A 23,128-nucleotide genomic window follows, 5' to 3' on the forward strand; every position below is an offset into this window, starting at 1 on the left:
ACCGATGACCAGCGAAGCCATCGAAGCGCCGGCCACGGCGAAGTCCGCCGTCCCCGTGGACACCACGTCGATCTCGGCGCACCAGCGCCGCAAGCTCGACCGGTCCCCCAGGTCGCAGATCGTCGTGACGGGGATCCTCGTCATCGCCGCGCTGTACTTCCTCGTCCCGCTCTACTGGGTGATCATCGCCGCGACGAAGACCACGGGGGCACTGTTCTCCACCCCCGGGTTCTGGTTCGGCGGCGAGTTCGCGCTCTGGAGCAACCTGCAGCAGGTGTTCACGTACGACGGGGGCATCTTCGTCCGCTGGATCGCGAACAGCGTCCTGTACTCCGGCGTCGGTGCGGTCCTGGCGACCTACTTCGCCGCGGCCGGCGGGTACGCGTTGGCGAAGTACGACTTCCGGGGGCGCCAGTTCGTGTTCGGCACGATCCTTGGCGGCGTGCTCGTGCCGGGGACCGCGACGGCACTGCCGCTGTTCCTGCTGTTCTCGTCGATGGGCCTGACGGACACGTACTGGAGCGTGCTCATCCCGAGCCTGGTGTCGCCGTTCGGGCTGTTCCTGTGCCGGGTGTACGCCGCCGCGTCGGTGGACACCACCCTGCTCGAACAGGCACGCATCGACGGCGCCGGTGAACTGCGGATCTTCCACACCGTGGTGCTCCGGCAGATGACCCCGGCGCTCGTCACCGTGTTCCTGTTCCAGGTGGTCGGGATCTGGAACAACTTCTTCCTGCCGCTCATCATGCTGGCAGACCAGAAGCTGTACCCGATAACACTGGGTCTGAACAACTGGCGCTCGCAGGTCGACCGCCTGCCGGAGTTCTACCAGCTCACCACCGGCGGGGTGCTCGTCTCGGTCATCCCGCTCGTCATCGCCATCATCGTCCTCCAGCGCTTCTGGCGCGGAGGCCTCACGGAAGGATCGGTCAAGGGTTGACCCACTCCGCACTCTCGTCCACCGCACCCGGCTCCGACTCGCGGCTGGCACCCCGTGCCTGGCTGCACACCGACGCCCCGTCCCTGTCGCTGAACGGGGACTGGCGGTTCCGGTGGTCGCCCGTCGCCTCGGTCTCCGAGGACTTCGCGACCGACGGTGGGGAGGACGACGACTCGGCCTGGGGCGAGCTGCCGGTGCCGTCGCACTGGGTGCTGCACGGGCACGGCGCTCCGAGCTACACGAACCTGCAGTACCCGTTCCCGATCGACCCGCCGCACCCGCCGGAGGAGAACCCGACCGGTGACCACCGCCGCACGTTCGAGCTGCCGTCGTCGTTCGACGGTGCCGGACGGGTGCTGCTGCGGTTCGACGGGGTCGAGTCGCACTTCCGGGTGTGGCTGAACGGCACGCTCGTGGGGTGGTCGACGGGGTCCCGCCTGGCGACCGAGTTCGACGTCACCGAACTGGTGCGCCCGGGAGCGAACGAGCTCGCGGTCCGGGTGCACCAGTGGTCGGCGGCGTCCTACCTGGAGGACCAGGACCAGTGGTGGTTGCCCGGCATCTTCCGTGACGTCACCCTGCTCGCCCGGCCCACGGCGCCGATCGACGACGTGTTCGTCCAGGCCGGTTGGCGAGCGACGCTCGGCACGGCTGCCTCAGCGGGCACCGCGGCGTCGGGACGGCCGGAGACGGGGACCGGCACGATCACGTTCCCGACGCTCGACGCGGTGTTCCCGGTGCGGTTCGTGGTCCCCGACCTGGGCGTCGACGTGACCTGGGCCACGGCGGACGACGTCGCGCCGATCGAGGTCGAGGGCGTCGAACCGTGGAGCGCGGAGCTGCCGAAGCTGTACGACGCGACGCTGTCGACCGGTTCCGCGACGGCCGGCGCGTCCGCCGGCTCTGGCGGGGAGACCGTCTCGCTCCGGCTCGGGTTCCGCACCGTGTCGATCGTCGGCGACCGGTTCCTGGTGAACGGCGAGCGCGTGGTGTTCCACGGCGTGAACCGGCACGAGACCCACCCCGTGCGCGGACGGGTCTTCGACGAGGACCACGCCCGCGCCGACATGGCGCTCATGAAGCGGAACAACGTCAACGCCATCCGGACCTCGCACTACCCGCCGCACCCGCGCGTGCTCGACCTGGCCGACGAGCTGGGCTTCTGGGTGATCCTGGAGTGCGACCTGGAGACCCACGGGTTCCTCTTCACCGACTGGATCGGCAACCCCTCCGACGACCCGGCGTGGGCTGCCGCGTACCTCGACCGCATCGCCCGCACCGTCGAGCGCGACAAGAACCACGCCTCGATCGTGATGTGGTCGCTCGGCAACGAGTCCGGCACCGGTCGGAACCTCGCCGCGATGTCGCAGTGGGTGCACGACCGCGACCCCGAGCGCCCCGTGCACTACGAGGGCGACTACACGGGCGAGTACACCGACGTCTACTCGCGGATGTACCCGACGCTGCAGGAGACCGAGTCGATCGGCGGCGGCACCCCGACGCCCCTGCTCGGCTGCGGTCCGGCCGAGGCGGCACGACAGAAGTCGAAGCCCTTCATCCACTGCGAGTACGTGCACGCGATGGGCAACGGGCCCGGGCAGATCGCCGAGTACGAGGCCCTGGTCGACCGGTACCCACGACTGCACGGCGGGTTCGTGTGGGAGTGGCGGGACCACGGCCTGCTCGCGAAGACGCCCACGGGCGAGGACTACTACGCCTACGGCGGGGACTTCGGCGAGGTCGTGCACGACGGCAACTTCGTGATGGACGGCCTGGTGCTGCCCGACGACACCCCGACGCCGGGGCTCGCCGAGTTCGCCGCCGTCGTGGCCCCGATCCGCCTGGCGGTCTCGGACACCACGGTGCTGGTCGAGAACCGGTACCACTCGGCCTCGACCGCAGGGCTGCGGTTCTGCTGGACCCTGTCGCGGAACGGCGTCGTCGAGGCCTCGGGACGCCTGTCCACGGGCATCGTCTCCGCACGTGAGTCGGCGACGGTGCCGGTGCCCTCGGAGGTGCTCGACGCGGCCACGTCCGAACTCGCACCCGGCGACGAACTCTGGTTCGACCTGACCGTGGAACTGGCCGGACCGACCGCGTGGGCGGACACCGGCCACGTCGTCGCACGCACCCAGCGGCTCGTCGCGGCGCGCGCGGCGGACGCACCACGGGCCTCCCGGCAGGGGTGGGACGGCGACCGTCTGGGCGACGGCGCGTTCAACGCTCGCGGTGACCTGGTGTCCTGGAAGGGCCACGAGGTCGCCGGGCCCCGCCTGGAGATCTGGCGTGCACCGACCGACAACGACCGCCTGGCATCTCAGGGCGGCTACGAGACCGCGGACCCGGTGCTCACGCACGGGGTCGGCGACCCGACCGCTCCCCCGTCGGCGTCGCGCTGGCGCGACCGAGGGCTGGACCGGCTGACGCACCGGCTGGTGTCGGTGTCGCGGACCACCTCCGGGCTGGAGCAGCGCGTCCGCGTCGCGGCGGCGAACAGCGGGTGGGGCCTCGAGGTCACGCACCGCTGGACCCTGACGTCCGACGGGCTCGTGCTGCAGACCGACGCCGTGCCGTTCGGCGCCTGGGACGTCACGTGGCCGCGGATCGGGGTGCGGTTCGACCTGCCCGCGTCGCTGGCCGATGCGGACGCCAGCTGGTTCGGGACCGGACCGCTGGAGTCGTACGCCGATTCGAGTGCTGCGGCCCGGGTCGGCCGGTTCACCGCGCCGGTGCGGTCACTCGGGGTGGAGTACTCGCGGCCGCAGGAGACCGGGCACCGGCCGTCGCTGCGATCGCTGGCCGTCGGACCGTTCACCGTGACGACGATCGGGTCACACCGGGCGGGGTTCACCCTGTCGCCGTGGACCGCGCAGCAGATCGACCGCGCCGAGCACCCCTACGAGCTGCCCGTGTCGGACCACCTGTACCTGTACCTCGACGCGGCGCAGCACGGGCTCGGCAGCCGGGCGTGCGGACTGGACGTGCTGCCGGAGCACCAGCTCTGGCCGCAGGCGTTCAGTTGGAGCGTGCTGCTGGGCTAGGTCGGGATCGGCTCCCTCGAAAACACCGGTGTCCGCACGTTGCACACCCGCATCCCGCGGCGTGCAGTGCGAACACCGGTGTTTTACGTGCAGGACCTACGCGCCAGCGGACAGCGCCCGCAGCGCCTCAGGGTCGCTCGCGTTCAGGAAGTCGGTCAGGCGCTCGGCCTCGCCGGGCTCCTTGATCGCCTCGGCCGCGCGGCGCAGTGCGAACAGCGCCCGCAGCACGCCACGGTTGGGCCCGTGCGACCACGGCACCGGACCGACACCGCGCCAGCCGGCCTTGCGCAGGGCGTCGAGCCCGCGGTGGTACCCGACGCGGGCGTACGCGTAGGACTCGAGCGTCGCGCCGCGCGCCCACGCCTCGTCGGCGAGCAGCGCCCACGCCAGGCTCGACGACGGGTAGGACACCACCACGCTGGCGACGGGGGTCTCTGCCTCGAGCGCGGCGGTCACCTCCGGCTCGGCGGGCAGCAGGGTCTCGGGGTTCGACGACGGGGTCGGCAACAGGTTCTCCGGCATGCCCCCAGCCTGTCATCCCTTGCGGGTGCCCGTGTCGCGGGATTACCGTGGAGGTCACCTCGTCGTCATCGCGGGGCCGCCGGGGCGGGAGACCGACCGGCGGAACGGATGGCGGACACGGGGGTCCCCCGACGGAAGCAGACGGATTGCTGTCGATCACCGGTACCGCTCAGCCCACGCGCTGACACCGTGATCGCGCGCCCCGTCGGGCGCTCCACCGCACCGCGGTGGCCTCGGTGTCGTGCGCCCAGCATCGACACCGGGAGACACCCCCATGCCCACCAGTCCGTCCGTCGTCCTGCACGACGTCACCTTCGCCTGGCCCGACGGCACCGTCGCGCTCGACCACCTCACCGCCGCCTTCGGGCGTGGCCGGACCGGCCTGGTCGGGAGGAACGGGGCCGGCAAGTCCACGCTGGTCCGGCTCGCGACCGGCCGGCTCCACCCCACGTCGGGCAGCATCGCGACGTCGGGTCCCGTCGACCACCTGCCGCAACGCATCGCGACCGGGAACGACGACACCGTCGCCGACCTGCTCGGCGTCCGGCCGACCCTCACCGCGCTCCGGGCCGTCCTGGCCGGCCACGCCACCGCCGCGCACCTGGAAGCGGTCGGCGACGACTGGGACCTCGAGGAACGGGCCGCCGCGGTGCTCGACCGGGTCGGGCTCGACGGCGCCGACCTCGACCGGCCGGTGTCGACGCTGTCCGGCGGGCAGTCGGTGCTCGCCGCCGTCGCCGGGGTGCGGTTGCGCGCCCGGCCGATCGTGTTCCTGGACGAGCCGACGAACAACCTGGACCGCCGGGCCCGCGGGCTGCTCCTCGACCTGGTCGACGACTGGCGCGGCACCCTCGTGCTCGTCAGCCACGACCGGGAACTCCTCGAGCACGTCGACGAGACCGTGGAGCTCCGCGCCGGGGCAATGACGGTGTTCGGCGGGACCTTCAGCGCGTTCGAGGGGCACCTCGCCGTGCAGCAGGCAGCCGTCGAGCGCGAGGTCCGGGTCGCCGAGCAGCGACACCGCACCGAGAAGCGGCAGCGCATCGAGGCCGAGACGAAGATCGCCCGACGCGCGAAGGCCGGTGCCGAAGCCGGCCGGTCGATGCCGAAGATCCTGGCCAACGAACAGCGGAAGAAGGCCCAGGAGACCGCGGGACGCCTCCGGGTCGCGCACGGGTCGGCCGAACAGCAGGCGCTGGCGACGGTCCGCGCGGCCGAGCTCCGCCTGCGTGACGACGAGTCGATCCACGTCACCCTGCCCGACCCGGAGGTGCCGGCATCGCGTCGGATCGCCACCCTGACCGTCCGCGGACGGGACGTCGTCGTGCAGGGGCCGGAACGGATCGCCGTCACCGGGGACAACGGCGTCGGCAAGTCCACCCTGCTCGAGCAGCTCGTCGGCGATCCAGCCGCCCGGGAGCACCCGTTGCCCGACACCGTGGCCGTCGCCCACGTCGACCGGATCGCGTACTTGCCGCAGCGGAAGGACAGCCTGGACGACACCGCCACGGTGCTCGACAACGTCCGCCGGGACGCCCCGCACGTGCCCGTCGCCGAGGTCCGCAACCGGCTGGCGAAGTTCCTGGTGCGCGGGGACACCGTCGACCGCCCGGCCGGGGACCTGTCCGGCGGGGAGCGGTTCCGGGTGGCGCTGGCGGCCCTGGTGCTCGCCGACCCGCCCCCGCAGCTGCTCGTGCTCGACGAGCCGACGAACGACCTCGACCTGACGAGCGTCGACCAGCTCGTCGACGCGCTGCGGGCCTACCGGGGAGCACTCGTCGTGGTGAGCCACGACGAGACGTTCCTGGAACGGCTCGAGCTCGACGAACGGATCGAGCTGCGGTAGTCGGGAGTCGTCGCAGTCAGCGCGTCAGCGCCGTCGGGTCGGCCGGATCGCGAGCGACTCGACGGTGCCGCGCTCGGGCAGGTCGACGACGGTGCGGACCGCGGCGGCCACGTCCTCGGGCGCCAGGTAGTAGTCGGTGTCGTAGGACTCACCGAGCTTCGCCACGAGCTGCCGCTGCATGTCCGAGTCAGTCCGGCCCGGGTGCACGCTCGACACCCGCACGCCGTTCGCCCGCTCCTCTTCACGCAGGGCGTCGGCGAAGGCCCGCAGCGCGAACTTCGACGCCGCGTACACGCCACCGCCGGGGCCCGAGTGGAACCCCGAGCCGCTGTTGATCGGCACGACGATGCCCCGGGCCGCCCGCAGTGCCGGCAGCGCCAGCCGGGTGAGCTCGGCGACCGCGAACAGGTTCGTCGCGAAGACCTGCTCCCACACCGCGCGCGGGGTGTCGGCGACGGTGCTGCCCTGCTCGACACCGGCCGAGTGCACGAGCACGTCGAGCCGATCCGGCAGCGCCGGGACCTCGCCCGCGCCCAGGTCACCGACGAACGGCGCCGCGCTCGGCAGCCCCTGGACGAGGGCGTCCACGGCGCTGGCGGACCGGCCGCCCACGAGCACGTGGTGGGTGCGACCGAGGTCGGCGGCGATCGCGCGGCCGATGCCGCGGGTGGCTCCGGTCACCAGGGCGACCGGACGATCTGGAGTCAGGGAAGTCGTCACGTGGGCCAGCCTACGGAAGCCGGGCCGGGCCTCCTGTGCGATGGCGACGACGCAGGACCGTCAGCGCGACGCCGGCGACGACCACCAGACCCACGAGCGCCGCGATGCCCCACGGCGATCCGGCCAACGCGGCGACGACCGCCCAGAACACGGCGAGCCCGACCGTCGCGTACAGGAACGCCCACGCCACGCACCCGGGCACCATCGCGATCGTGTACCGCCACCAGGCGACCCGTGCCAGCCCCGCTGCGGCGTTCATCACCGTCTGCAGGCCGACCACGACGAAGCTCACCGTCACGACGGGCAACCCCCAGCGCTCGAGCAGTGCCGAACCGCGACGGACCGCCGGCGAGCGCAGCCAACCGCCCCACCGCGATCGGGACGCACCCGTCACCGCGAGCCGCGCGAGCCAGTACGTCGCCTGCGCGCGGCAGAACACGATCACGAAGAGCGCGAGGACGAGCCACCAGAACGGGAGCCCCTCGAGGAAGGACGGCACGGTCGCACCGTAGCGTCCCGACCCGGAGAGCGCCCGTCAGCGCCGGGCGGACGAGCGAGGCTCAGTCGTTGTCGACGTTCTGGCGGATGCGGATGCCCTCGAGCACGTCCTGCGCCCGCTTCTCGTCCTGCTTCTCGATCTGGCGGGTGTCGCGCTCGGGGAGCTGGATGTCCTCCTCCGCACGGATGCCGGCCTGCAGCTCGCGGCCCCGCTCGATCTCGGCGTCGAACTCGGCACCGAAGAGCAGGGCGTTGTTCGTGATCCAGATCCACAGCAGGAACACGATGACCCCACCCAGGGAGCCGTACGTGGCGTTGTAGTTCGAGAAGTTCCCGACGTAGAACCCGAAGCCGACGCTCGCGATGATCCAGATGAGCAGGGCGAGGATCGATCCACCGCTGACCCAGGTGAACTTCGGCTGCTTGACGTTCGGCGACCAGTAGTAGAGCACCGCGACGACGATGATCGCGATGACGAGCAGGATCGGCCACTGCACGATCGACAGGACGGTGACGGCCACGTCGCCGAGGCCGATGACGTCGCCGAAGCTGCGGGCGAGCGGAGCGCTCACCAGGACCAGCAGACCGATCACGAGCAGGATCACGGTGGTGACGGTCACGCCGAGCATGGTCGGGCGGAGCTTCCAGATCGGGCGGCCCTCGCGGACGTTGTAGATCCGGTTCATGGCACGGCCGAACGCGCCGACGTAGCCGGATGCCGACCAGAGGGCGCCGACGACACCGACGATGAACGTGATGGGGGCGGCGGGCGAGCGGACGAGTCCCTCGAGCGGCTCCTTGATCAGGTCCACGACCTGGTCGGACCCGATGTTGCCGATGATCTGCAGCAGGGTCTTGATCGTGTTGTCGGCCTGTCCGACCAGGCCGAGCAGCGACACGACCGCCAGCAGCCCGGGGAACAGCGCGAGCACCGAGTAGTACGTCAGGCTCGCGGCCAGGTCGGTGCACTGGTCGCTCGTGAACTCGCGCAGCGTCTTCTTGAGCGTGTAGACGAGCGTCGGCTTCTTGAGGTCGGTGGGGCTGTCCGGCTTCCGGGCGTCGTCCGGGTCCGGCTTCTGCTCTTCGTGCGCCATGTGACTACCCTCTCGCCTTCACGGCCTGCTTCGACCGCTTGACCGCCTGCTTGCGGTTCTTGTTCGCCCGTCGCTGCACCGCCGCGATGCCGACCTGCTGCTTCACGCGGGCGCGGTGCGCCGGGTCCTGCTCGAGGGCCTCCTCGGCGGCCTTGGCCCGCGCCTTCTTGCCCTTCCGACCGCCCTGTGCCTGTTCCTTCGCCGACGGAGCGTCGCCGCGCGCGCCGAACGGCAGCAACGCGGTGAAGGCCGAGTTCGCCGGCGGGTCGGCGAGGTGCCCCGCCGGGCGGTTCCGCAGTGCGATGCCGAGGACGATCGCCGCGACACCGGTCAGTCCGGTGATGCCCATCGCCACCAGGGGTGTGGGGTCACGGTGCCACCGCTGCTTCGTCTTGGCGACCGCGAGCCGCGTCCGGGCGGGCAGGTCCGCGCGCCGCTTCAGTTCCGTCACGGTGTCCGTGATGCCCTCGCGAGTGCGCGCGTTGGCGAGTTCGAGCTCGGGCAGACTGTCCTTGGCCATTCCCCATTTCGTACACGTCCCACCCGGGATCGTGCCCAGCGGGCCGCGTCTACCGTGCCGCACATGCTCTTCCGGGACGCCGCCGAGGGGATCCACCGCCTCGAGATCGCACACACCAACACGTACCTCGTCGAGACCGGCGATCGGTTGCTCGTCGTCGACGCGGGGTTGCCCGCCGCGTGGCCGCACCTGCAGCTCGCCGTGCACGACCTGGGCTACACGCCCGACCAGGTCGAGGGGCTCCTGCTCACGCACGGGCACTTCGACCACGTCGGCACCGCCGCACGGATGCACCGCGACTGGGGCACACCCGTGTTCGTCCACCCGGGCGATCGGCACCTCGCCGCGCACCCGTACTCGTACCGACCGCAGACGAACCGCTTCGGGTTCGTCGCGCTCCACCCGGGTGGTCTGCGCCCCCTGGGCCGGATGCTGCTGGCCGGAGCGGTCACGGTCGACGGCATCGCGGACACCGAACCGCTGGAGAGCCGCGCCGACGTGCCGGGCAACCCGTGGATCATCGAGACCCCGGGGCACACCGACGGCCACGTGGCGCTGCACTTCGCCGACCGCGACGCCGTCATCGTCGGGGACGCGCTCGTCACCTTCGACCCGTACACGGGAGGCATCGGACCGCGGATCGTCGCACCCGCGGCGACCTCCGACGTCGACACGGCGGTCGCGTCGCTGGACCGGCTCGCGGACACCGAGGCGAAGCACGTGCTGCCCGGCCACGGCCCGGGCTGGTCGCTCGGCGTGCGGCGGGCCGTCGCGCAGGCGCGGCGGGTCGCCGGCGCCGCCTGACGCGCGACCAGCTCGCGAGTCCACGCGCGCAGCGACACCCCACGGGCGCTCCGGCGCGTGGACTGTCGGTGGGCGCGAGAGGTCCGGGGGGCGAAACGACACCGAGGCGGTGGGCGCGACCAGAGCCGGACTGGAGGCACGGTGCGGGCCCGCCCCGCGCCTCCAGGCCGTCGGTCGGTGCGGTCAGGATGGGACGACGACGTCCTCGGGCAGGCCGGACGCCGCGGAGCGGCCGGCGGCCTCCATCAGCGCGAGGCTCCGCAGGTTGTCACGGCCGCTCGTCTCGGGGGCTGGGCCGCCCTGCACGGAACGGGCGAACGCCTGCAGACCACCCTGGCGGTCGGTGTGCGCGAGCACGGGGAGCTCGACCGGCTCGGCCTCGTCGTCCTGGGTGCGGCGGACGGTGACCCGGTCGCCGTCGACCGCGTTCGGCTCACCGTCGCGGCTCGTGAACCAGAGCTCGCCGTCCTCGCCCTCGATGCTCCACTCGCCGGCCCAGGCGGTGCGTGGACCACGGCTCAGCCAGCTGCCGCGGTAGTTGACCACCGTGCCGTCGTCGAGCTCGATGATCATCGAGGCGATCGCTTCGTCCTGGTACTTGCTGTAGGTGGGGTAGCTGGCCTTGGCGAAGACCCGGACAGCCTCTTGTCCGGTGATCATCCGGAGCAGGTCGAAGTGGTGGATCGCCATGTCGTTGATCATCGCGTGTGGGAACCGGTAGTGCGGGTACGTCTCGACGGGCTGGTCGTTGTCCCACTGCCGGAAGTCGACGTTGATGGCGGAGACCTCGCCCACGACGTCCGCCTCGAGCATCTCCTGCACGACCCGGGGTGCCGGGTACCAGCGGTAGTTCTGGCTGACCTGCAGCACCAGGCCGAGCTCCTCGGCGCGGCGGACCGCGGTGACGGCCTCGTCGGTGGTGTTCGCGAACGGCTTCTCGACCAGGACGTGCTTGCCGGCGTCGAGCGCCTCGAGCGCGAGCGGCACGTGCGTCACGGCCGGGGCGGTGATGACGACGGCGTCGGCCTCGACCGCGGCGAGCGCCTCGGTCAGGGACGCGAACGCAGCGGAGGCCGGGAGCCCGAGGTCGGTCCGCACGGCCTCGAGCGTCGGCGCCGACGGGTCGACGATCCCGACCACCTGCACTTCCGACACCTCTGGGATGGCGGTGCGGGCCCAGTTGCCGCCCCACCCTCCGAGACCGACGTGGATGATCCGGACGCTCATGCGTGCACTCCTTCGTGGCTGCCGTCGTGGCTGGTCTCGCACCACGGTCGCCGCGGTGCGTGCGTCCAGTCTGTCAGTGCGTGAAGGCGTACGCGATGAGCGCCATCGTCACGATGAAGCCCGCCAGGTAGTTGATCCAGAGGAACCGCTTCCACCCGGCGTTCGCGGCCTCGGCGCCCTGGTCCGTGATGTTCCACCACGGCAGCACGTTGAGCGCGTACGGCACGACGACGACCGCGGCGATCGGGCCCGGGAACGCCGAGAACAGCAGCGCGACCCCGGCGACCAGGTACGCGACGAAGGCCAGGCGGACGGTGGCCCGGGCACCGATCACGGTCGCGACGGAGCCGATGCCCCCGGCACGGTCGGCCAGGACGTCCTGCACGGCACCGAACGCGTGCGAGGCCACGCCCCACAGGAAGAACGCGATGCACACGGCGACGAGCTCCCCGGTCCAGTGCGGGCCCGCGAGGGCGAGGCCGTAGATCGCCGGCGACACGAAGTGGGTGCTCGACGTGAGCGAGTCGAGGAACGGCTTCTCCTTGAACCGCAGGCCCGGTGCCGAGTACGCGATGACCGCGAACACGCTGATCGCCAGGACGAGCCACGACCACGGCCCGTTGCCGCTGACCGCGCCGAGCACCACGAGCGCGACGAGGAAGGGGACGTTCGTGACGACGACGGCCCACAGCGTGGTGCGGTGGACGCTCTTGTCGAGCAGGGCGCCCTCGACACCGCCCTTCCGCGGGTTGCGCAGGTCGGACTCGTAGTCGAAGACGTCGTTGATGCCGTACATCGCCAGGTTGTAGGGCACCAGGAAGTACACGACGCCGACCAGGAACGCGACGAGCGAGAATCCTCCGCCGCCTTCGACGCCGACCCCGCTGCTGAGCAGGTACGCGGCGCCGAACGGGTAGGCGGTGTTCACCCAGCTGATCGGGCGCGACGACACGAACAGGGCGCGCAGGGTCGACGGTCTGGAGGCGGTGCTGGCGTTCACTTCATGTCCTCTGCTGGTGCTGGCTCCGCTGGTGCTGGGGTCGGGTCGGGCGCGGGGCGCGCACCGGTCCGGTCGCGTACGCCCGTCCGGTCGCGTGCGCCCGTCCGGTCGAACAGGACCCACAGGCTGGGCAGCAGCACGATGGCGGACATCGCGTAGGCGAGGTCCTCGACCGGGATCGCACCGATCTTCGCACCGCTGATGAGCGAGGGGTCGTAGGCGACGATCCGCAGCGTGACGATGACGTTGTCGAACACCATCGTCATCACCAGCAGCGCGACGCCGGCGATCACGGACGTGAGCACCGCGACCCGGCGCCCGACCGCGGGCCGTCGACCCGCGGCTCGTGCACGGCGTGCGGCGACGACCCCGGCGATGATGCCGACGACGGCCGTGACACCGAAGAACGGCAGGGCCAGGAGCGCGTACGCCCCGGTGCCGTTCACGCCCGCCGCCGATCGGTCGCACGCTGCACCAGGGGCCGGACGAAGCCGACCAGGTCCATCGTCGAGTAGCAGAGGAGCAGCAGGAAGAAGAGCTCCTCGAGCGGGACCTCGGGCGCCAGGAGCACCCCGGTGAGCAGGTTCTGCGGCCCGATGAAGAAGATCCCGGCGGCGACACCGGCGACGTCCCACACCATGAAGAACGCGACGCCGACGACCATCACGGCCGCCGCCCGCCACGGTGCCCGCCAGAAGAACAGCCGGAAGCGGGCGTCCAGCACGGTCATGCCGACCAGGGACACCACCAGGCCGGCGAGGTACAGCCCGGGCATCAGGCGGTCTCGGTCCGGTCCCGCGGAGCCCCGAGAGGTGTCGGCAGCGGCTCGGTGCTCCGGTCGCCGTGGATGCGCTTCAGCAGGACCTCGGCGCTGATCAGGCACATCGGCAGACCGATGCCCGGGATGGTCGAGGCACCGACGTAGTACAGCCCCTCGACCTTCTTCGACGCGTTCTTCTCGCGGAAGAACGCGCTCTGCTTCAGGGTGTGCGCCGGGCCGAGCATCGAGCCGTTCCAGGCGTTCAGGTCGTCGGCGAAGTCGCGCGGGCCGATGGTGCGTCGGACCCGGATGCGGTCGCGCAGGTCCGGCACCCCGGCGCGCTCGGCCAGCACGTCGATGGCACGGTCGGCGATCTGCTCGACCTGGTAGTCACCGGCACCGTCGATGCCGCCCTTGCCGATCGACAGGTCGGCGGGCAGGGGCACCAGGATGAACAGGTTGCTGGTGCCGGGCGGGGAGACGCTCGGGTCGGTCTCGGACGGCGCGCAGACGTAGATCGAGGCGGGGTCCGGCACGTGCCGGTCGTCCCCGAAGATCGCGCCGAAGTTCGCCTTCCAGTCCGCGGTGAACACCAGGGTGTGGTGCAGCAGGCCCGGCGTCGGACCGTCGATGCCGAGGTACACGAGCACCGCGCTCGGGCCAGGGTCGCGCTTCTTCCAGTGGTCGGCGCCGTGGGTGCGGTGCTCGCGGTCGAGCAGCTGCATCTCGGTGTGCTGCATGTCCGCCGCACTGACCACGAGGTCGGCGGGGGCCGTGTGCTGCACGCCGTCGCGGTCGCGGTGGACGACCCCGGTGGCGACACCGTCCTCGACGACGATCCGCTCGACCTTCGCGCCGGCGATGATCTTCGCGCCCTCGGCCCGGGCGACCCGCTCGACGGCGGAGATCACCTCGGTGATGCCGCCCTTCGGGTAGAGCACGCCGTCGGCCAGGTCGAGGTGGCTCATCAGGTGGTACATGCTCGGCGCCGCGTACGGACTCGTGCCGAGGAACACCGCCGGGTAGCCGAGGATCTGCCACAGGCGACGGTCGCGCACGGCGGTCTCGGCGAAGGTGGAGAGCGGCTCGAGCAGCAGGCGTGCGAGCTTGGGCAGGCGACGCAGGACGTCGGGTGCGGCGAGCTTCGTGAGGTCCTGGAAGCTCGTGTAGAGGAACCGACGCACCGCCATCGTGTAGGTGTCCTCGGCGGACGCCAGGTACTTCCGCATCCGCTCGCCGGCACCGGGCTCGATGGACTCGAACAGCGCGATGTTGGCCTCGGCGTCGGCGCGCAGGTCGATCGGCTCGTCGTGGCCCTCGCTGTAGACGCGGTACCCGGGGTCGAGCTTCACCAGGTCGAGCTCGGCCTCGGCCGAGGTGCCCAGCAGCTGGAAGAAGTGGTCGAAGACCTCGGGCATGAGGTACCACGACGGCCCGGTGTCGAACCGGAACCCGTCCTGCTCCCACGAGCCGGCACGGCCGCCGAGCTGCGTGCGCTGCTCGAGCACCGTCACCGAGAAGCCGTCGCGTGCGAGCAGCGCAGCGGCCGCCAGGCCGCTGATGCCGCCGCCGATGACGACGGCACGGCGCGCGGGCACCTTGCGCCGGGTGGTGGTGGCGACCGTCGTCGGTCGGGAGGCGCGGGGCGGGGTCATGAGGAGCCTCCCGGCCGGTGGGTGGTGACGCGCGACCGGAGCGGTGCGCGTCCGGCGAGGACCTGCGCGGCGAGGCGCACCTTCACCGGGTTGGGGACGCGCACGCGCGTCGTGACGAGGCGGCTCGCCGGGGTGCGCGCGAGTCGGTCGTTGAGTTCCTGGAACAGCGCGTGTGCGAGCCCGACCGCGTTGCGGGCGTCGGCCGGCAGCAGCCGGATCGTCCGTGCGGCGTGGTCGAGGTCGGCCTGCACGTCGGCGACCAGGCGGTCCTTCGTGGCCTCGTCGAACGAGCGGATGTCGACGCCCGGGAAGTACGAGCGACCGAGCACCTCGAAGTCGGCGTGCAGGTCGCGCAGGAAGTTCACCTTCTGGAACGCGGAGCCGAGCGCACGCGCCCCGGCCACGAGCTCTGCCTGGTCGAACGTCGGCCGACCGGCGCGGTACACGAACGCGCGCAGGCACATCAGCCCGACGACCTCGGCCGAGCCGTACACGTACGCGTCGAACGAGGCGTCGTCGTGCTCGGTGCGCTCGAGGTCCATGCGCATCGAGGCGAAGAACGGGGCGGTGAGCTCGGCGCCGAAGCCGGTGGTGCGGGCGGTGCGGGCAAAGGCGTGGACGACGGGGTTCACCGAGAAGCCGAGCGCGATGGCCCGTTCGGTGTCGGCCTCGAGCTCGTCGAGCACGGTCCGGGCGAGCTCGCGGTCGAGCCCGGCCTCGGTCGCGGGACCGTCGACGACCTCGTCGGCGACGCGGACCAGCGCGTAGACGTTGCGGATGTGCTCACGCGTGTCGCGCGCCAGCATGCGGCTCGCCAGGCCGAACGACGTGGAGTACCGGTCGATGACGACACCCGACGCGGCCTCGGCCGTGGCGTCGTAGAGCTGGAGGCGAGCCGGACGGGACCCGGTCGCCGTGGTGGTGCTGTGGGTCACCGGGCGCGCTCCACGAGTTCGGTCACGAGGGCCTCCAGGCGGTCGGCGAGGTCGTACGGCAGCCGGGCGAGCTCGGCCCGGGCGAGTGCGGTGTGGTCGGCGACGCGTGCTTCCGCGGCGCCGCGGGCACCGCAGGACACCAGGGTCGCACGGACCTCGTCCGCACGGGCCTCGGTCAGGTCCGGGTCGCCGAGGTACGGCTCGAGGTCGGGCCAGCAGTCGGTGGTCGCCGCGTAGGCGATGAGCATCGTGCGTTTGCCCTCGCGCAGGTCGCCGAGCACCGTCTTGCCCGTCATGGTCTCGTCGCCGAAGACCCCGAGCAGGTCGTCGACGATCTGGTACGCGATGCCGATCTCACGGCCGAAGGCACCGAGGGCGGTGACGATCTCCTCGTCGGCGCCGGCGAGCACGGCGCCGGACTGCAGCGGTGCCTCGAACGAGTACACGCTCGTCTTCGCCCGCTCCATCGCCAGGACCTCGTCGACCGTCGGCATCACGCCGAGTGCCAGGTCGACGTCGGTCATCTCGCCGGCAGCGCTGGCGAAGACGGCCTCGTCGAACAGTTCGAGCAGTCGCTCGCGCCGAGTGCCGTCGACGCCAGCGGCCTCGATGAAGCGGGGCGCACCGGCGAGGGCCAGGTCACCGGCGATGACGGCGGCGCTCATCCCCCGGTGCTCGGCGGTCGGCAGCGGCAGGCCGCCCGTCGTGCCGGTGTCGCGGAAGGACCCTGCGACGTTCGGCTGCCCGCGGCGCGACCAGTCACGGTCGATGACGTCGTCGTGCACCACGAGTGCGGTGTGCAGGAGCTCGTACGCCGCCGCGACGTTGGCGGCAGCGTGCACGTCGGTGCCGCCCATGCCGGCGTACGCGGTCATGACCATGCGGGGCCGGAAGCGCTTGCCGCCCATGCTCGCCTTACGGAGCACGCGCCACAGTTCTTCCGACGGTCGGCCGTAGCGCTCGGCGCGCGTCGACGACACGGCGAAGAAGCGCTCGAGGCAGTCGTCGACGAGCGCGAGGTCGATGTGCGGCACGGTGGTCGCTTCCTCGCTCATTGGCCTAACCTATCGAGACAGATGAACGCTTTCCCTGAATCCGTGGTGCTCCTGGCCGACGACCGTACCCCGATCGGCACGGCGGACAAGTTCACGGTGCACACAGCCCACACGCCCCTGCACCTGGCGTTCTCGTGCCACGTCCGGAACACCGACGGTGACGTCCTGGTGACCCGGCGAGCACTGTCGAAGAAGACCTGGCCGGGGGTGTGGACGAACACCTTCTGCGGCCACCCCGGTCCGGACGAGTCCTTCGAGGACGCCATCGCCCGTCGGGCCTCCCGCGAGCTCGGCATCACCGTGCGCGACGTCGAGGTCGTGCTGCCGGAGTTCCGGTACCGCGCGGTCGACGCCTCCGGCATCGTGGAGAACGAGGTCTGCCCCGTCTTCCGCGCCGTGACCGACGACACCCCGGCACCCGCCGACGACGAGGTCGCCGAGTGGGCGTGGGTGTCCGAGGACTCTCTCAGGCAGGCCGTCGCCGGCGCGCCGTTCGCCTGGAGCCCGTGGCTCGGGTGGCAGCTCGCCGAGCTGGAAACCGCCGGACTGCACGTCACGCGCTGACGCTCCTGCGCCTGTCGGGCCGGGTTGTCCCGCCCGCGCCGCAGGCGTACGCTCGACGGTCGGCAGCGCTCTGGGCGCCGCCACGAACAGACGAGAAGGGCAGGTGAGGCGCGATGTCGGGTGACCATCCTCGATCGGGCCGGCCGCCCGTGTCGGTCGTCGCGCCCGCTCGCTGACCCTGCCTGCGTCCCGGATCACCTCCGGGGCGCCATCGCGCCCGTCTGCTCCGCACCGAAGGAGCACGCACATGGCACTGATCGACAACGCGATCTACGTCCGGGGACGCCGCGTGGAGTCTCCGTCGACCCTGTCGCGACCGGCTCGTGGCGACCTGACGTGGATCGGGCTGCTCCGGCCCGACCGGCACGAACTCGAGGCCGTCGCCACCGAGTTCGACCTGCACGAGAACGCCGTCGAGGACGCCCGCAAGGGACACCAGCGCGCCAAGCTCGAGCGGTACGGCGACACCCTGTTCCTGGTGCTCCGGCCGGCCTGGTTCGACCAGGCCTCGGGCACCGTGGAGTTCGGCGAGGTGCACCTGTTCGTCGGCGACCACTTCGTCGTGAGCGTCCGGCACGCCGCCCGCCCCGACCTGGCGGTGCTGCGGGCGCAGGTCGAGGCGGACCCGGAGTTCCTGGCGAAGGGGTCCGAGGCGGTGACCGCGGCCGTGCTCGACGAGGTCGTGGACGGCTACGGTCCGGTCGTCCAGGTCCTGCAGGAACAGATCGACGCCATCGAGGACCAGCTGTTCGCCGGGCAGGTCGACCCCGGGGTCTCGAAGCGCATCTACCAGCTGCTCAGCGAGGTCCTGGCGTTCCAGCGCGCCACCACCCCGGTGCCGGCGATGGTGACCGGGCTGCTCCGTGGCGCCGACAAGTACGGCGTGGACGACGACGTGCAGCACCGGCTCCGCAACGTGCACGACCACGCGCTCCGTGTGACCGAGCGGGTCGACTCGTTCCGTGCCCTGCTCGAGAACGCCCTGACCCTGCACGCCACCCTGGTGTCGCAGGAGCAGAACGAGGCGATGCGCCGGATGACCAGCGCGAGCCTGGCCCAGGGTGAGGAGAGCCGGCAACTCGCCCGGGCAGCACACCGCCAGGGCGAGGAGGTCAAGAAGATCTCGTCGTGGGCGGCGATCCTGTTCGCACCCGGCCTGATCGCCGGTGTCTACGGCATGAACTTCGACCACATGCCCGAGCTGCACTGGCGCTACGGCTACCCGGTCGCGATCCTCGGCATGCTCCTGCTGATGGGCGTGCTCTGGGCGATCTTCCGCAAGCGCAACTGGCTCTGAGTGGACGGCGGATCGGCGCACAGGTGGCGCCGATCCGCCGGACGTGCATAATGATCTGGCCCGGATGTGAACGTGCACATCGATGTGCCACGACACCCGGGCGGAAACGAGCAGCAATGGCGTCATCGCGGACACAGCAACCGCGTTCGCCCAGCATCCGTGACGTCGCACGGATCGCGGGTGTCTCGCACCAGACCGTCTCGCGGGTGCTGAACAACTCGGATGCTATCCGGGCCGAGACGCGCGACAAGGTCCTGGCGGCCATGGAGCAGCTGCAGTACCGGCCGAACCGGGCCGCACGCGCCCTGGTCACGAGCCGGACCCACACGATCGGCGTCCTGACGGCCCGTCGTGCCCACTACGGTCCCGCCGTGGCGCTGCAGGCGATCGAGGACGCCGCGATGCTCCGCGGCTACTCGGTCACGACGGCGAACATCGCCGAGGCGACCGACGCCGCCGTGCGTGAAGGACTCGGACACCTGCTCGACCTCGACGTCGAGGGCATCGTCGTCATCGCACCCCAGCAGCGGGTCTTCGACCTGATCGCGGAACTCGGCATCCGCACCCCCTACGTCACCATGCGCGCCAGCGTCGGCGAGGACCCGACGGCCCTGTGGGTGGACCAGATGGAGGGCGCCCGGCTCGCGACCGCGCACCTGCTCGACCTCGGCCACGAGTACGTGCGACACATCGCCGGGCCGCAGGACTGGATCGAGGCGGATGCCCGGATGCAGGGGTTCCTGCGCGAGATGTCCGACCGCGACATGGCCGTGGCTCCACCGATCCTGGGCGACTGGACCGCCGACTTCGGCTACCACGCCGGCCGCGAGCTGCTGCGGTGGCGGGACTGCACCGCGATCTTCTGCTCGAACGACCAGATGGCGCTCGGCGTCATGCACGCTGCACGCTCGTACGGGCTCGACGTCCCCGGTGACCTTTCCGTGGTCGGCTACGACGACATCCCGGAGGCGAAGCACTTCTGGCCGCCGCTCACCACGGTGCAGGTCGACTTCGCCGAGCTCGGGCGTCGCTGCGTGGACCTGCTGCTGCCGAGTGAGGGCGAGCTGCTCCGCCCGATCGACATCGTCCCGCAGCTGGTCGTGCGCGCCTCCACCAGCGCGCCCCGCATGCGCTGACGCACCGCGGAGCTCCGGCGACCCCGGAGTACCTGCCACGAACGGGCGTACCTGCCACGAACTTCCGACCAGGTACGCCCGGAACCACCCGGTACGCCCGGAACCACCCGGCCGCCTCGGAGTACCTGCCACGAACGGGGGTACCTGCCACGAACTTCCGCCCAGGTACGCCCGAAACCACCCGGTACGCCCGATTCGACAAGGCGAGCGCGGCTCCGGGCGCGCCCACGAGGCGGACGGGAGGCCCGTAGCGGGCCCGCCACGGGCCTCCCGGCCGCGCATGCGGATTCGCGCAACGGAACGCCCGCTCTCGAGCCCTCTGGCCCCAACCCGGGGGACGTTCTCGCCGTATCACGCACGCCGTTACGAAAACGCGACCAATCCGAATTGACAGCCGCACCGAGGCTGTGCGTAAATTGCCTCCGTCCAGCCGATGTGACCGTTCACATGAGCGTCACACCGAGCCGGATCCGGACGCGACAACGAAGTCCACACAGGCCCCCTGTGCTTTCGCTGCCGCAGCAGAACCACCCGAACACACTGCCGCACCGAAGCGGCAGAAGGAGATGCACTGTGGCGTCAACCCCGATCGACACCGGCCTCGAGACCCGGTCGATCACCGCACCCGAGACGATCCTCGAGATGCGCTCGATCACCAAGGAGTTCCCTGGTGTGAAGGCGCTGGCCGACGTCTCCCTCAGCGTCCGCGCCGGCGAGATCCACGCGATCTGCGGCGAGAACGGCGCCGGCAAGTCGACCCTGATGAAGGTCCTGTCCGGCGTCTACCCGTACGGCACCTACAGCGGCGAGATCCGTTACGAGGGCGAAGAAGTCCGCTTCTCGAACATCAAGCAGTCCGAGCAGGCCGGCATCGTCATCATCCACCAGGAGCTGGCGCTCATCCCGGAGCTCTCGATCACGGAGAACCTGTTCCTCGGCAACGAGCCGGGCCGCTTCGGGCGCATCGACTGGACCGCCGCGCAGCTGCGTGCGCAGGACCTGCTCGCCCGCGTCGGCCTGGCCGACGACCCGGACACGCAGATCAAGAACCTCGGTGTCGGCAAGCAGCAGCTCGTCGAGATCGCGAAGGCCCTGCACAAGGACGTCAAGCTCCTGATCCTCGACGAGCCGACCGCCGCGCTCAACGAGAACGACTCGCAGCACCTGCTCGACCTGATCGTCGGGCTGAAGGCCAAGGGCATCGCGAGCATCATCATCAGCCACAAGCTCAACGAGATCGAGCAGATCGCCGACGAGATCACGATCATCCGCGACGGCAAGGCCATCGAGACGCTCAACGTCAAGGCGGACGGCGTCAACGAGGACCGCATCATCCGCGGCATGGTCGGCCGCTCGCTCGAGTCGCGCTTCCCCGACCGCACCCCGAAGATCGGCGAGACCTTCTTCGAGGTCCGCAACTGGACCGTGCAGCACCCGCTCGACTCGTCGCGTCTGGTCTGCAAGGCCTCGAACTTCCACGTCCGCCGCGGTGAGATCGTCGGTTTCGCCGGCCTGATGGGCGCCGGACGCACCGAGCTCGCGATGAGCCTGTTCGGTCGCTCGTACGGCACCTGGCTCGACGGCCAGATCATCAAGGACGGCCGCGAGATCAAGGTCACGAACGTCCAGCAGGCGATCGAGAACGGCCTCGGCTACGTCTCCGAGGACCGCAAGGCGCTCGGCCTGAACCTGCTCGACACCGTGAAGCGCTCGACGGTCGCCGCCGACCTGCAGAAGATCTCGAAGCTCGGTGTCGTCGACTCGCTCGAGGAGTACTCGGTCGCCGAGAAGTACCGCAAGATGCTCCGCACCAAGGTGCCGAGCGTCGAGGACAACGTCGGCAAGCTGTCCGGAGGCAACCAGCAGAAGGTCGTCCTGTCCAAGTGGATGTTCACCGACCCGGACATCCTGATCCTCGACGAGCCCACCCGCGGCATCGACGTGGGCGCCAAGTTCGAGATCTACGGGATTATCCAGCAGCTCGCCGCCGAGGGGAAGGGCATCATCCTCATCTCGTCCGAGCTCCCCGAACTCCTCGGTCTCTCCGACCGGATCTACACCATCTTCGAGGGCCAGATCACCGCTGACCTCCCGGCCGACCAGGCCGATCCCGAATCGCTCATGCGCAGCATGACCTCCGCGCGGAAGGGCGCCACCGCCTCATGAACAACCTGAAACTGCTCTTCGGCAAGGGCAACAGCATCGGCCAGTACGGCATGATCATCGCGCTCATCGTGCTGCTGATCTTCTTTTCGGTCACGACGAACGGGCTCATCCTCGAGCCGACCAACGTCATCAACCTGTTCCTGCAGTACTCCTACATCCTGATCCTGGCGCTCGGCATGGTCATGGTCATCATCGCGGGGCACATCGACCTGTCGGTGGGTTCGGTCGCAGCGGTCGTCGGCATCGTCGTGGCGCAGTCCATGGCCGTGTGGGACTTCCCGGTGTGGGCAGCCATCATCCTGGGTCTCGCCTGCGGTGCCCTGATCGGTGCGTGGCAGGGCTTCTGGGTCGCGTTCGTGAAGGTCCCGGCCTTCATCGTGACGCTGGCCGGTCAGCTCATCTTCCGTGGTGTGAACCAGATCATCGGCAACTCGACGTCGGTCCCCGTCCCGGACGCCTTCACCCCGATCGGCGCAGGCTTCCTCGGTGACTTCGGCCCCGACTTCGGCTTCAGCAACGGCACGCTGCTCATCGGCCTCGTCACGGTCCTCGCGCTCATCATCATCGAGGCCCGTGGCCGTGCCCGCCGTCGGAAGATGCAGGCCGAGGTCCCGCCGCTGTGGGTCTCGATCGTCCGCACCGGCATCCTGGTCGCCGTCACGCTCGTCGCCACGTACCTGTTCGGCGCCGGTCCGGTCGGCACCTCGGTCCCGATCGTCGCGATCATCCTCGGCATCCTGACCATCGTCTACGGCTTCGTCACGAAGAACACGATCTTCGGTCGCCAGGTCTACGCCGTCGGTGGCAACGCCAACGCCGCCGTCCTGTCCGGCGTCTCGGCGCGGCGGGTGAACTTCTTCGTCATGATGAACATGTCGGTCCTCGCCGCGATCGCCGGCATGGTGTTCGTCGCCTACTCCGGCGCCTCGGGGCCCGCGGACGGCACCGGCTGGGAGCTCGACGCGATCGCCGCCGTGTTCGTCGGTGGCGCGGCGGTCGCCGGTGGTGTCGGCACGATCTCCGGCTCGATCATCGGTGGTCTCGTGATGGCGCTGCTGTCGAACGGTCTGCAGCTCATGGGCCTCGAGTCCAACCAGGTGCAGATCATCCGCGGCCTGGTCCTGCTCGTCGCCGTCGCCTTCGACGTCTACTCGAAGTCGCAGGGACGCCCGTCGCTGATCGGCGGCATGATGCGGCAGTTCCAGCGGAAGGACACCGAGCAGAACACGGTGGCCGCCCAGCAGCCGCGGTCCATCGAGGACCAGCCGGACAAGATCACCCTCCCCTAGTCCACCCCTCCCCACAGCGGGGCTCCGGCCCCACACCTCCTCAACGAAGAGAAAGCAAT

21 protein-coding genes are annotated in these 23,128 nt (G+C 70.7%); 9 read left to right on the forward strand and 12 right to left on the reverse strand.

Annotation, left to right across the window (positions count from 1 at the left end):
* Positions 1-4 precede the first annotated feature (4 nt).
* A complete protein-coding gene (locus DEJ17_RS03615; RefSeq protein WP_110858716.1) occupies positions 5-940 on the forward strand; it encodes a carbohydrate ABC transporter permease in 936 nt (311 codons plus the stop codon).
* Entirely contained in the window at positions 937-3,981 is a 3,045-nt protein-coding gene (locus DEJ17_RS03620; RefSeq protein ID WP_110892110.1) for a glycoside hydrolase family 2 TIM barrel-domain containing protein, read from the forward strand. Before DEJ17_RS03615 ends, DEJ17_RS03620 begins: the two co-directional genes overlap by 4 nt.
* A 96-nt stretch (positions 3,982-4,077) precedes the next feature.
* On the opposite strand, the gene DEJ17_RS03625 is transcribed toward DEJ17_RS03620, so the two are convergent.
* On the reverse strand, positions 4,078-4,503 hold the full coding sequence (locus DEJ17_RS03625; protein WP_110892111.1) for a DUF3151 domain-containing protein: 426 nt from the start codon (positions 4,501-4,503) through the stop codon (positions 4,078-4,080).
* A gap of 274 nt (positions 4,504-4,777) precedes the next feature.
* Here DEJ17_RS03625 and DEJ17_RS03630 point away from each other — a divergent pair, with 274 nt between their 5' ends.
* The gene (locus tag DEJ17_RS03630; protein ID WP_110892112.1) at positions 4,778-6,349 is read left to right on the forward strand and encodes an ABC-F family ATP-binding cassette domain-containing protein; all 1,572 of its coding nucleotides are present in this window, start codon (positions 4,778-4,780) and stop codon (positions 6,347-6,349) included.
* Positions 6,350-6,373: 24 nt separating this feature from the next.
* Here DEJ17_RS03630 and DEJ17_RS03635 read toward each other — a convergent pair whose 3' ends face one another.
* From DEJ17_RS03635 to DEJ17_RS03650, 4 genes are all read right to left on the reverse strand, one after another.
* Positions 6,374-7,069, reverse strand: a complete 696-nt coding sequence (locus tag DEJ17_RS03635; RefSeq protein WP_110892113.1) for an SDR family oxidoreductase — start codon at positions 7,067-7,069, stop codon at positions 6,374-6,376.
* A 10-nt stretch (positions 7,070-7,079) separates the two neighbouring features.
* On the reverse strand, positions 7,080-7,568 hold the full coding sequence (locus tag DEJ17_RS03640) for a DedA family protein (protein WP_110892114.1): 489 nt from the start codon (positions 7,566-7,568) through the stop codon (positions 7,080-7,082).
* Between the two features lie 61 nt (positions 7,569-7,629).
* Positions 7,630-8,661: a YihY/virulence factor BrkB family protein gene (locus DEJ17_RS03645; protein WP_110892115.1), complete on the reverse strand. Its 1,032-nt coding sequence runs from the start codon at positions 8,659-8,661 to the stop codon at positions 7,630-7,632.
* A 4-nt stretch (positions 8,662-8,665) separates the two neighbouring features.
* Positions 8,666-9,181 (reverse strand): hypothetical protein, encoded by a 516-nt coding sequence (locus DEJ17_RS03650; RefSeq protein WP_110892116.1) that lies wholly within the window; start codon positions 9,179-9,181, stop codon positions 8,666-8,668.
* Positions 9,182-9,244: 63 nt separating this feature from the next.
* Here DEJ17_RS03650 and DEJ17_RS03655 point away from each other — a divergent pair, with 63 nt between their 5' ends.
* Positions 9,245-9,985 carry an MBL fold metallo-hydrolase gene (locus DEJ17_RS03655; RefSeq protein ID WP_110892117.1) on the forward strand — a complete coding sequence of 247 codons (741 nt, stop codon included), beginning with the start codon at positions 9,245-9,247 and terminating at the stop codon, positions 9,983-9,985.
* A 183-nt stretch (positions 9,986-10,168) separates the two neighbouring features.
* Here the strand turns inward: DEJ17_RS03655 and DEJ17_RS03660 are convergent, their stop codons facing one another.
* The 7 genes from DEJ17_RS03660 to DEJ17_RS03690 form a co-directional block, all read right to left on the reverse strand.
* Entirely contained in the window at positions 10,169-11,212 is a 1,044-nt protein-coding gene (locus DEJ17_RS03660; protein ID WP_110892118.1) for a Gfo/Idh/MocA family protein, read from the reverse strand.
* 73 nt (positions 11,213-11,285) lie between these two features.
* Complete coding sequence (locus tag DEJ17_RS03665; protein WP_110892119.1) at positions 11,286-12,212, reverse strand: prenyltransferase; 927 nt, start codon at positions 12,210-12,212, stop codon at positions 11,286-11,288.
* On the reverse strand, positions 12,209-12,658 hold the full coding sequence (locus DEJ17_RS03670; RefSeq protein WP_181421019.1) for a lycopene cyclase domain-containing protein: 450 nt from the start codon (positions 12,656-12,658) through the stop codon (positions 12,209-12,211). Before DEJ17_RS03670 ends, DEJ17_RS03665 begins: the two co-directional genes overlap by 4 nt.
* A complete protein-coding gene (locus DEJ17_RS03675) occupies positions 12,655-12,987 on the reverse strand; it encodes a lycopene cyclase domain-containing protein (RefSeq protein WP_110892121.1) in 333 nt (110 codons plus the stop codon). The genes DEJ17_RS03670 and DEJ17_RS03675 overlap by 4 nt, the downstream gene beginning before the upstream one ends.
* Positions 12,987-14,627 (reverse strand): phytoene desaturase family protein, encoded by a 1,641-nt coding sequence (gene crtI, locus DEJ17_RS03680; RefSeq protein ID WP_110892122.1) that lies wholly within the window; start codon positions 14,625-14,627, stop codon positions 12,987-12,989. Before crtI ends, DEJ17_RS03675 begins: the two co-directional genes overlap by 1 nt.
* On the reverse strand, positions 14,624-15,562 hold the full coding sequence (locus DEJ17_RS03685) for a phytoene/squalene synthase family protein (protein ID WP_110892123.1): 939 nt from the start codon (positions 15,560-15,562) through the stop codon (positions 14,624-14,626). The genes crtI and DEJ17_RS03685 overlap by 4 nt, the downstream gene beginning before the upstream one ends.
* Complete coding sequence (locus DEJ17_RS03690; RefSeq protein WP_181421020.1) at positions 15,559-16,617, reverse strand: polyprenyl synthetase family protein; 1,059 nt, start codon at positions 16,615-16,617, stop codon at positions 15,559-15,561. The genes DEJ17_RS03685 and DEJ17_RS03690 overlap by 4 nt, the downstream gene beginning before the upstream one ends.
* Before the next feature lie 21 nt (positions 16,618-16,638).
* Here DEJ17_RS03690 and idi point away from each other — a divergent pair, with 21 nt between their 5' ends.
* From idi to mmsB, 5 genes are all read left to right on the forward strand, one after another.
* A complete protein-coding gene (gene idi, locus DEJ17_RS03695) occupies positions 16,639-17,181 on the forward strand; it encodes an isopentenyl-diphosphate Delta-isomerase (RefSeq protein ID WP_071246200.1) in 543 nt (180 codons plus the stop codon).
* Between the two features lie 247 nt (positions 17,182-17,428).
* Positions 17,429-18,478, forward strand: a complete 1,050-nt coding sequence (locus tag DEJ17_RS03700) for a magnesium and cobalt transport protein CorA (protein ID WP_110892124.1) — start codon at positions 17,429-17,431, stop codon at positions 18,476-18,478.
* A gap of 116 nt (positions 18,479-18,594) precedes the next feature.
* A complete protein-coding gene (locus tag DEJ17_RS03705) occupies positions 18,595-19,614 on the forward strand; it encodes a LacI family DNA-binding transcriptional regulator (protein WP_110892125.1) in 1,020 nt (339 codons plus the stop codon).
* Positions 19,615-20,256: 642 nt separating this feature from the next.
* Positions 20,257-21,780 carry a multiple monosaccharide ABC transporter ATP-binding protein gene (gene mmsA / locus DEJ17_RS03710; protein ID WP_110892155.1) on the forward strand — a complete coding sequence of 508 codons (1,524 nt, stop codon included), beginning with the start codon at positions 20,257-20,259 and terminating at the stop codon, positions 21,778-21,780.
* Positions 21,777-23,069, forward strand: a complete 1,293-nt coding sequence (gene mmsB, locus DEJ17_RS03715; RefSeq protein WP_110892126.1) for a multiple monosaccharide ABC transporter permease — start codon at positions 21,777-21,779, stop codon at positions 23,067-23,069. Before mmsA ends, mmsB begins: the two co-directional genes overlap by 4 nt.
* Positions 23,070-23,128: the final 59 nt, after the last annotated feature.

The sequence above is a fragment of the Curtobacterium sp. MCSS17_011 genome (genome assembly GCF_003224275.1).
Lineage (GTDB): Bacteria > Actinomycetota > Actinomycetes > Actinomycetales > Microbacteriaceae > Curtobacterium.

Excerpts from the sequence above, each read along its gene's own strand:
- DEJ17_RS03690 (WP_181421020.1), bottom strand. The coding sequence starts at position 16,617 with ATGAGCGAGGAAGCGACCACCGTGCCGCACATCGACCTCGCGCTCGTC.
- DEJ17_RS03675 (WP_110892121.1), bottom strand. The coding sequence starts at position 12,987 with ATGCCCGGGCTGTACCTCGCCGGCCTGGTGGTGTCCCTGGTCGGCATG.
- mmsA (WP_110892155.1), top strand. The coding sequence starts at position 20,257 with ATGCGCTCGATCACCAAGGAGTTCCCTGGTGTGAAGGCGCTGGCCGAC.
- DEJ17_RS03625 (WP_110892111.1), bottom strand. The coding sequence starts at position 4,503 with ATGCCGGAGAACCTGTTGCCGACCCCGTCGTCGAACCCCGAGACCCTG.
- DEJ17_RS03655 (WP_110892117.1), top strand. The coding sequence starts at position 9,245 with ATGCTCTTCCGGGACGCCGCCGAGGGGATCCACCGCCTCGAGATCGCA.
- DEJ17_RS03705 (WP_110892125.1), top strand. The coding sequence starts at position 18,595 with ATGGCGTCATCGCGGACACAGCAACCGCGTTCGCCCAGCATCCGTGAC.
- DEJ17_RS03650 (WP_110892116.1), bottom strand. The coding sequence starts at position 9,181 with ATGGCCAAGGACAGTCTGCCCGAGCTCGAACTCGCCAACGCGCGCACT.
- DEJ17_RS03615 (WP_110858716.1), top strand. The coding sequence starts at position 5 with ATGACCAGCGAAGCCATCGAAGCGCCGGCCACGGCGAAGTCCGCCGTC.
- crtI (WP_110892122.1), bottom strand. The coding sequence starts at position 14,627 with ATGACCCCGCCCCGCGCCTCCCGACCGACGACGGTCGCCACCACCACC.
- DEJ17_RS03660 (WP_110892118.1), bottom strand. The coding sequence starts at position 11,212 with ATGAGCGTCCGGATCATCCACGTCGGTCTCGGAGGGTGGGGCGGCAAC.
- mmsB (WP_110892126.1), top strand. The coding sequence starts at position 21,777 with ATGAACAACCTGAAACTGCTCTTCGGCAAGGGCAACAGCATCGGCCAG.
- DEJ17_RS03645 (WP_110892115.1), bottom strand. The coding sequence starts at position 8,661 with ATGGCGCACGAAGAGCAGAAGCCGGACCCGGACGACGCCCGGAAGCCG.
- DEJ17_RS03630 (WP_110892112.1), top strand. The coding sequence starts at position 4,778 with ATGCCCACCAGTCCGTCCGTCGTCCTGCACGACGTCACCTTCGCCTGG.
- idi (WP_071246200.1), top strand. The coding sequence starts at position 16,639 with ATGAACGCTTTCCCTGAATCCGTGGTGCTCCTGGCCGACGACCGTACC.
- DEJ17_RS03700 (WP_110892124.1), top strand. The coding sequence starts at position 17,429 with ATGGCACTGATCGACAACGCGATCTACGTCCGGGGACGCCGCGTGGAG.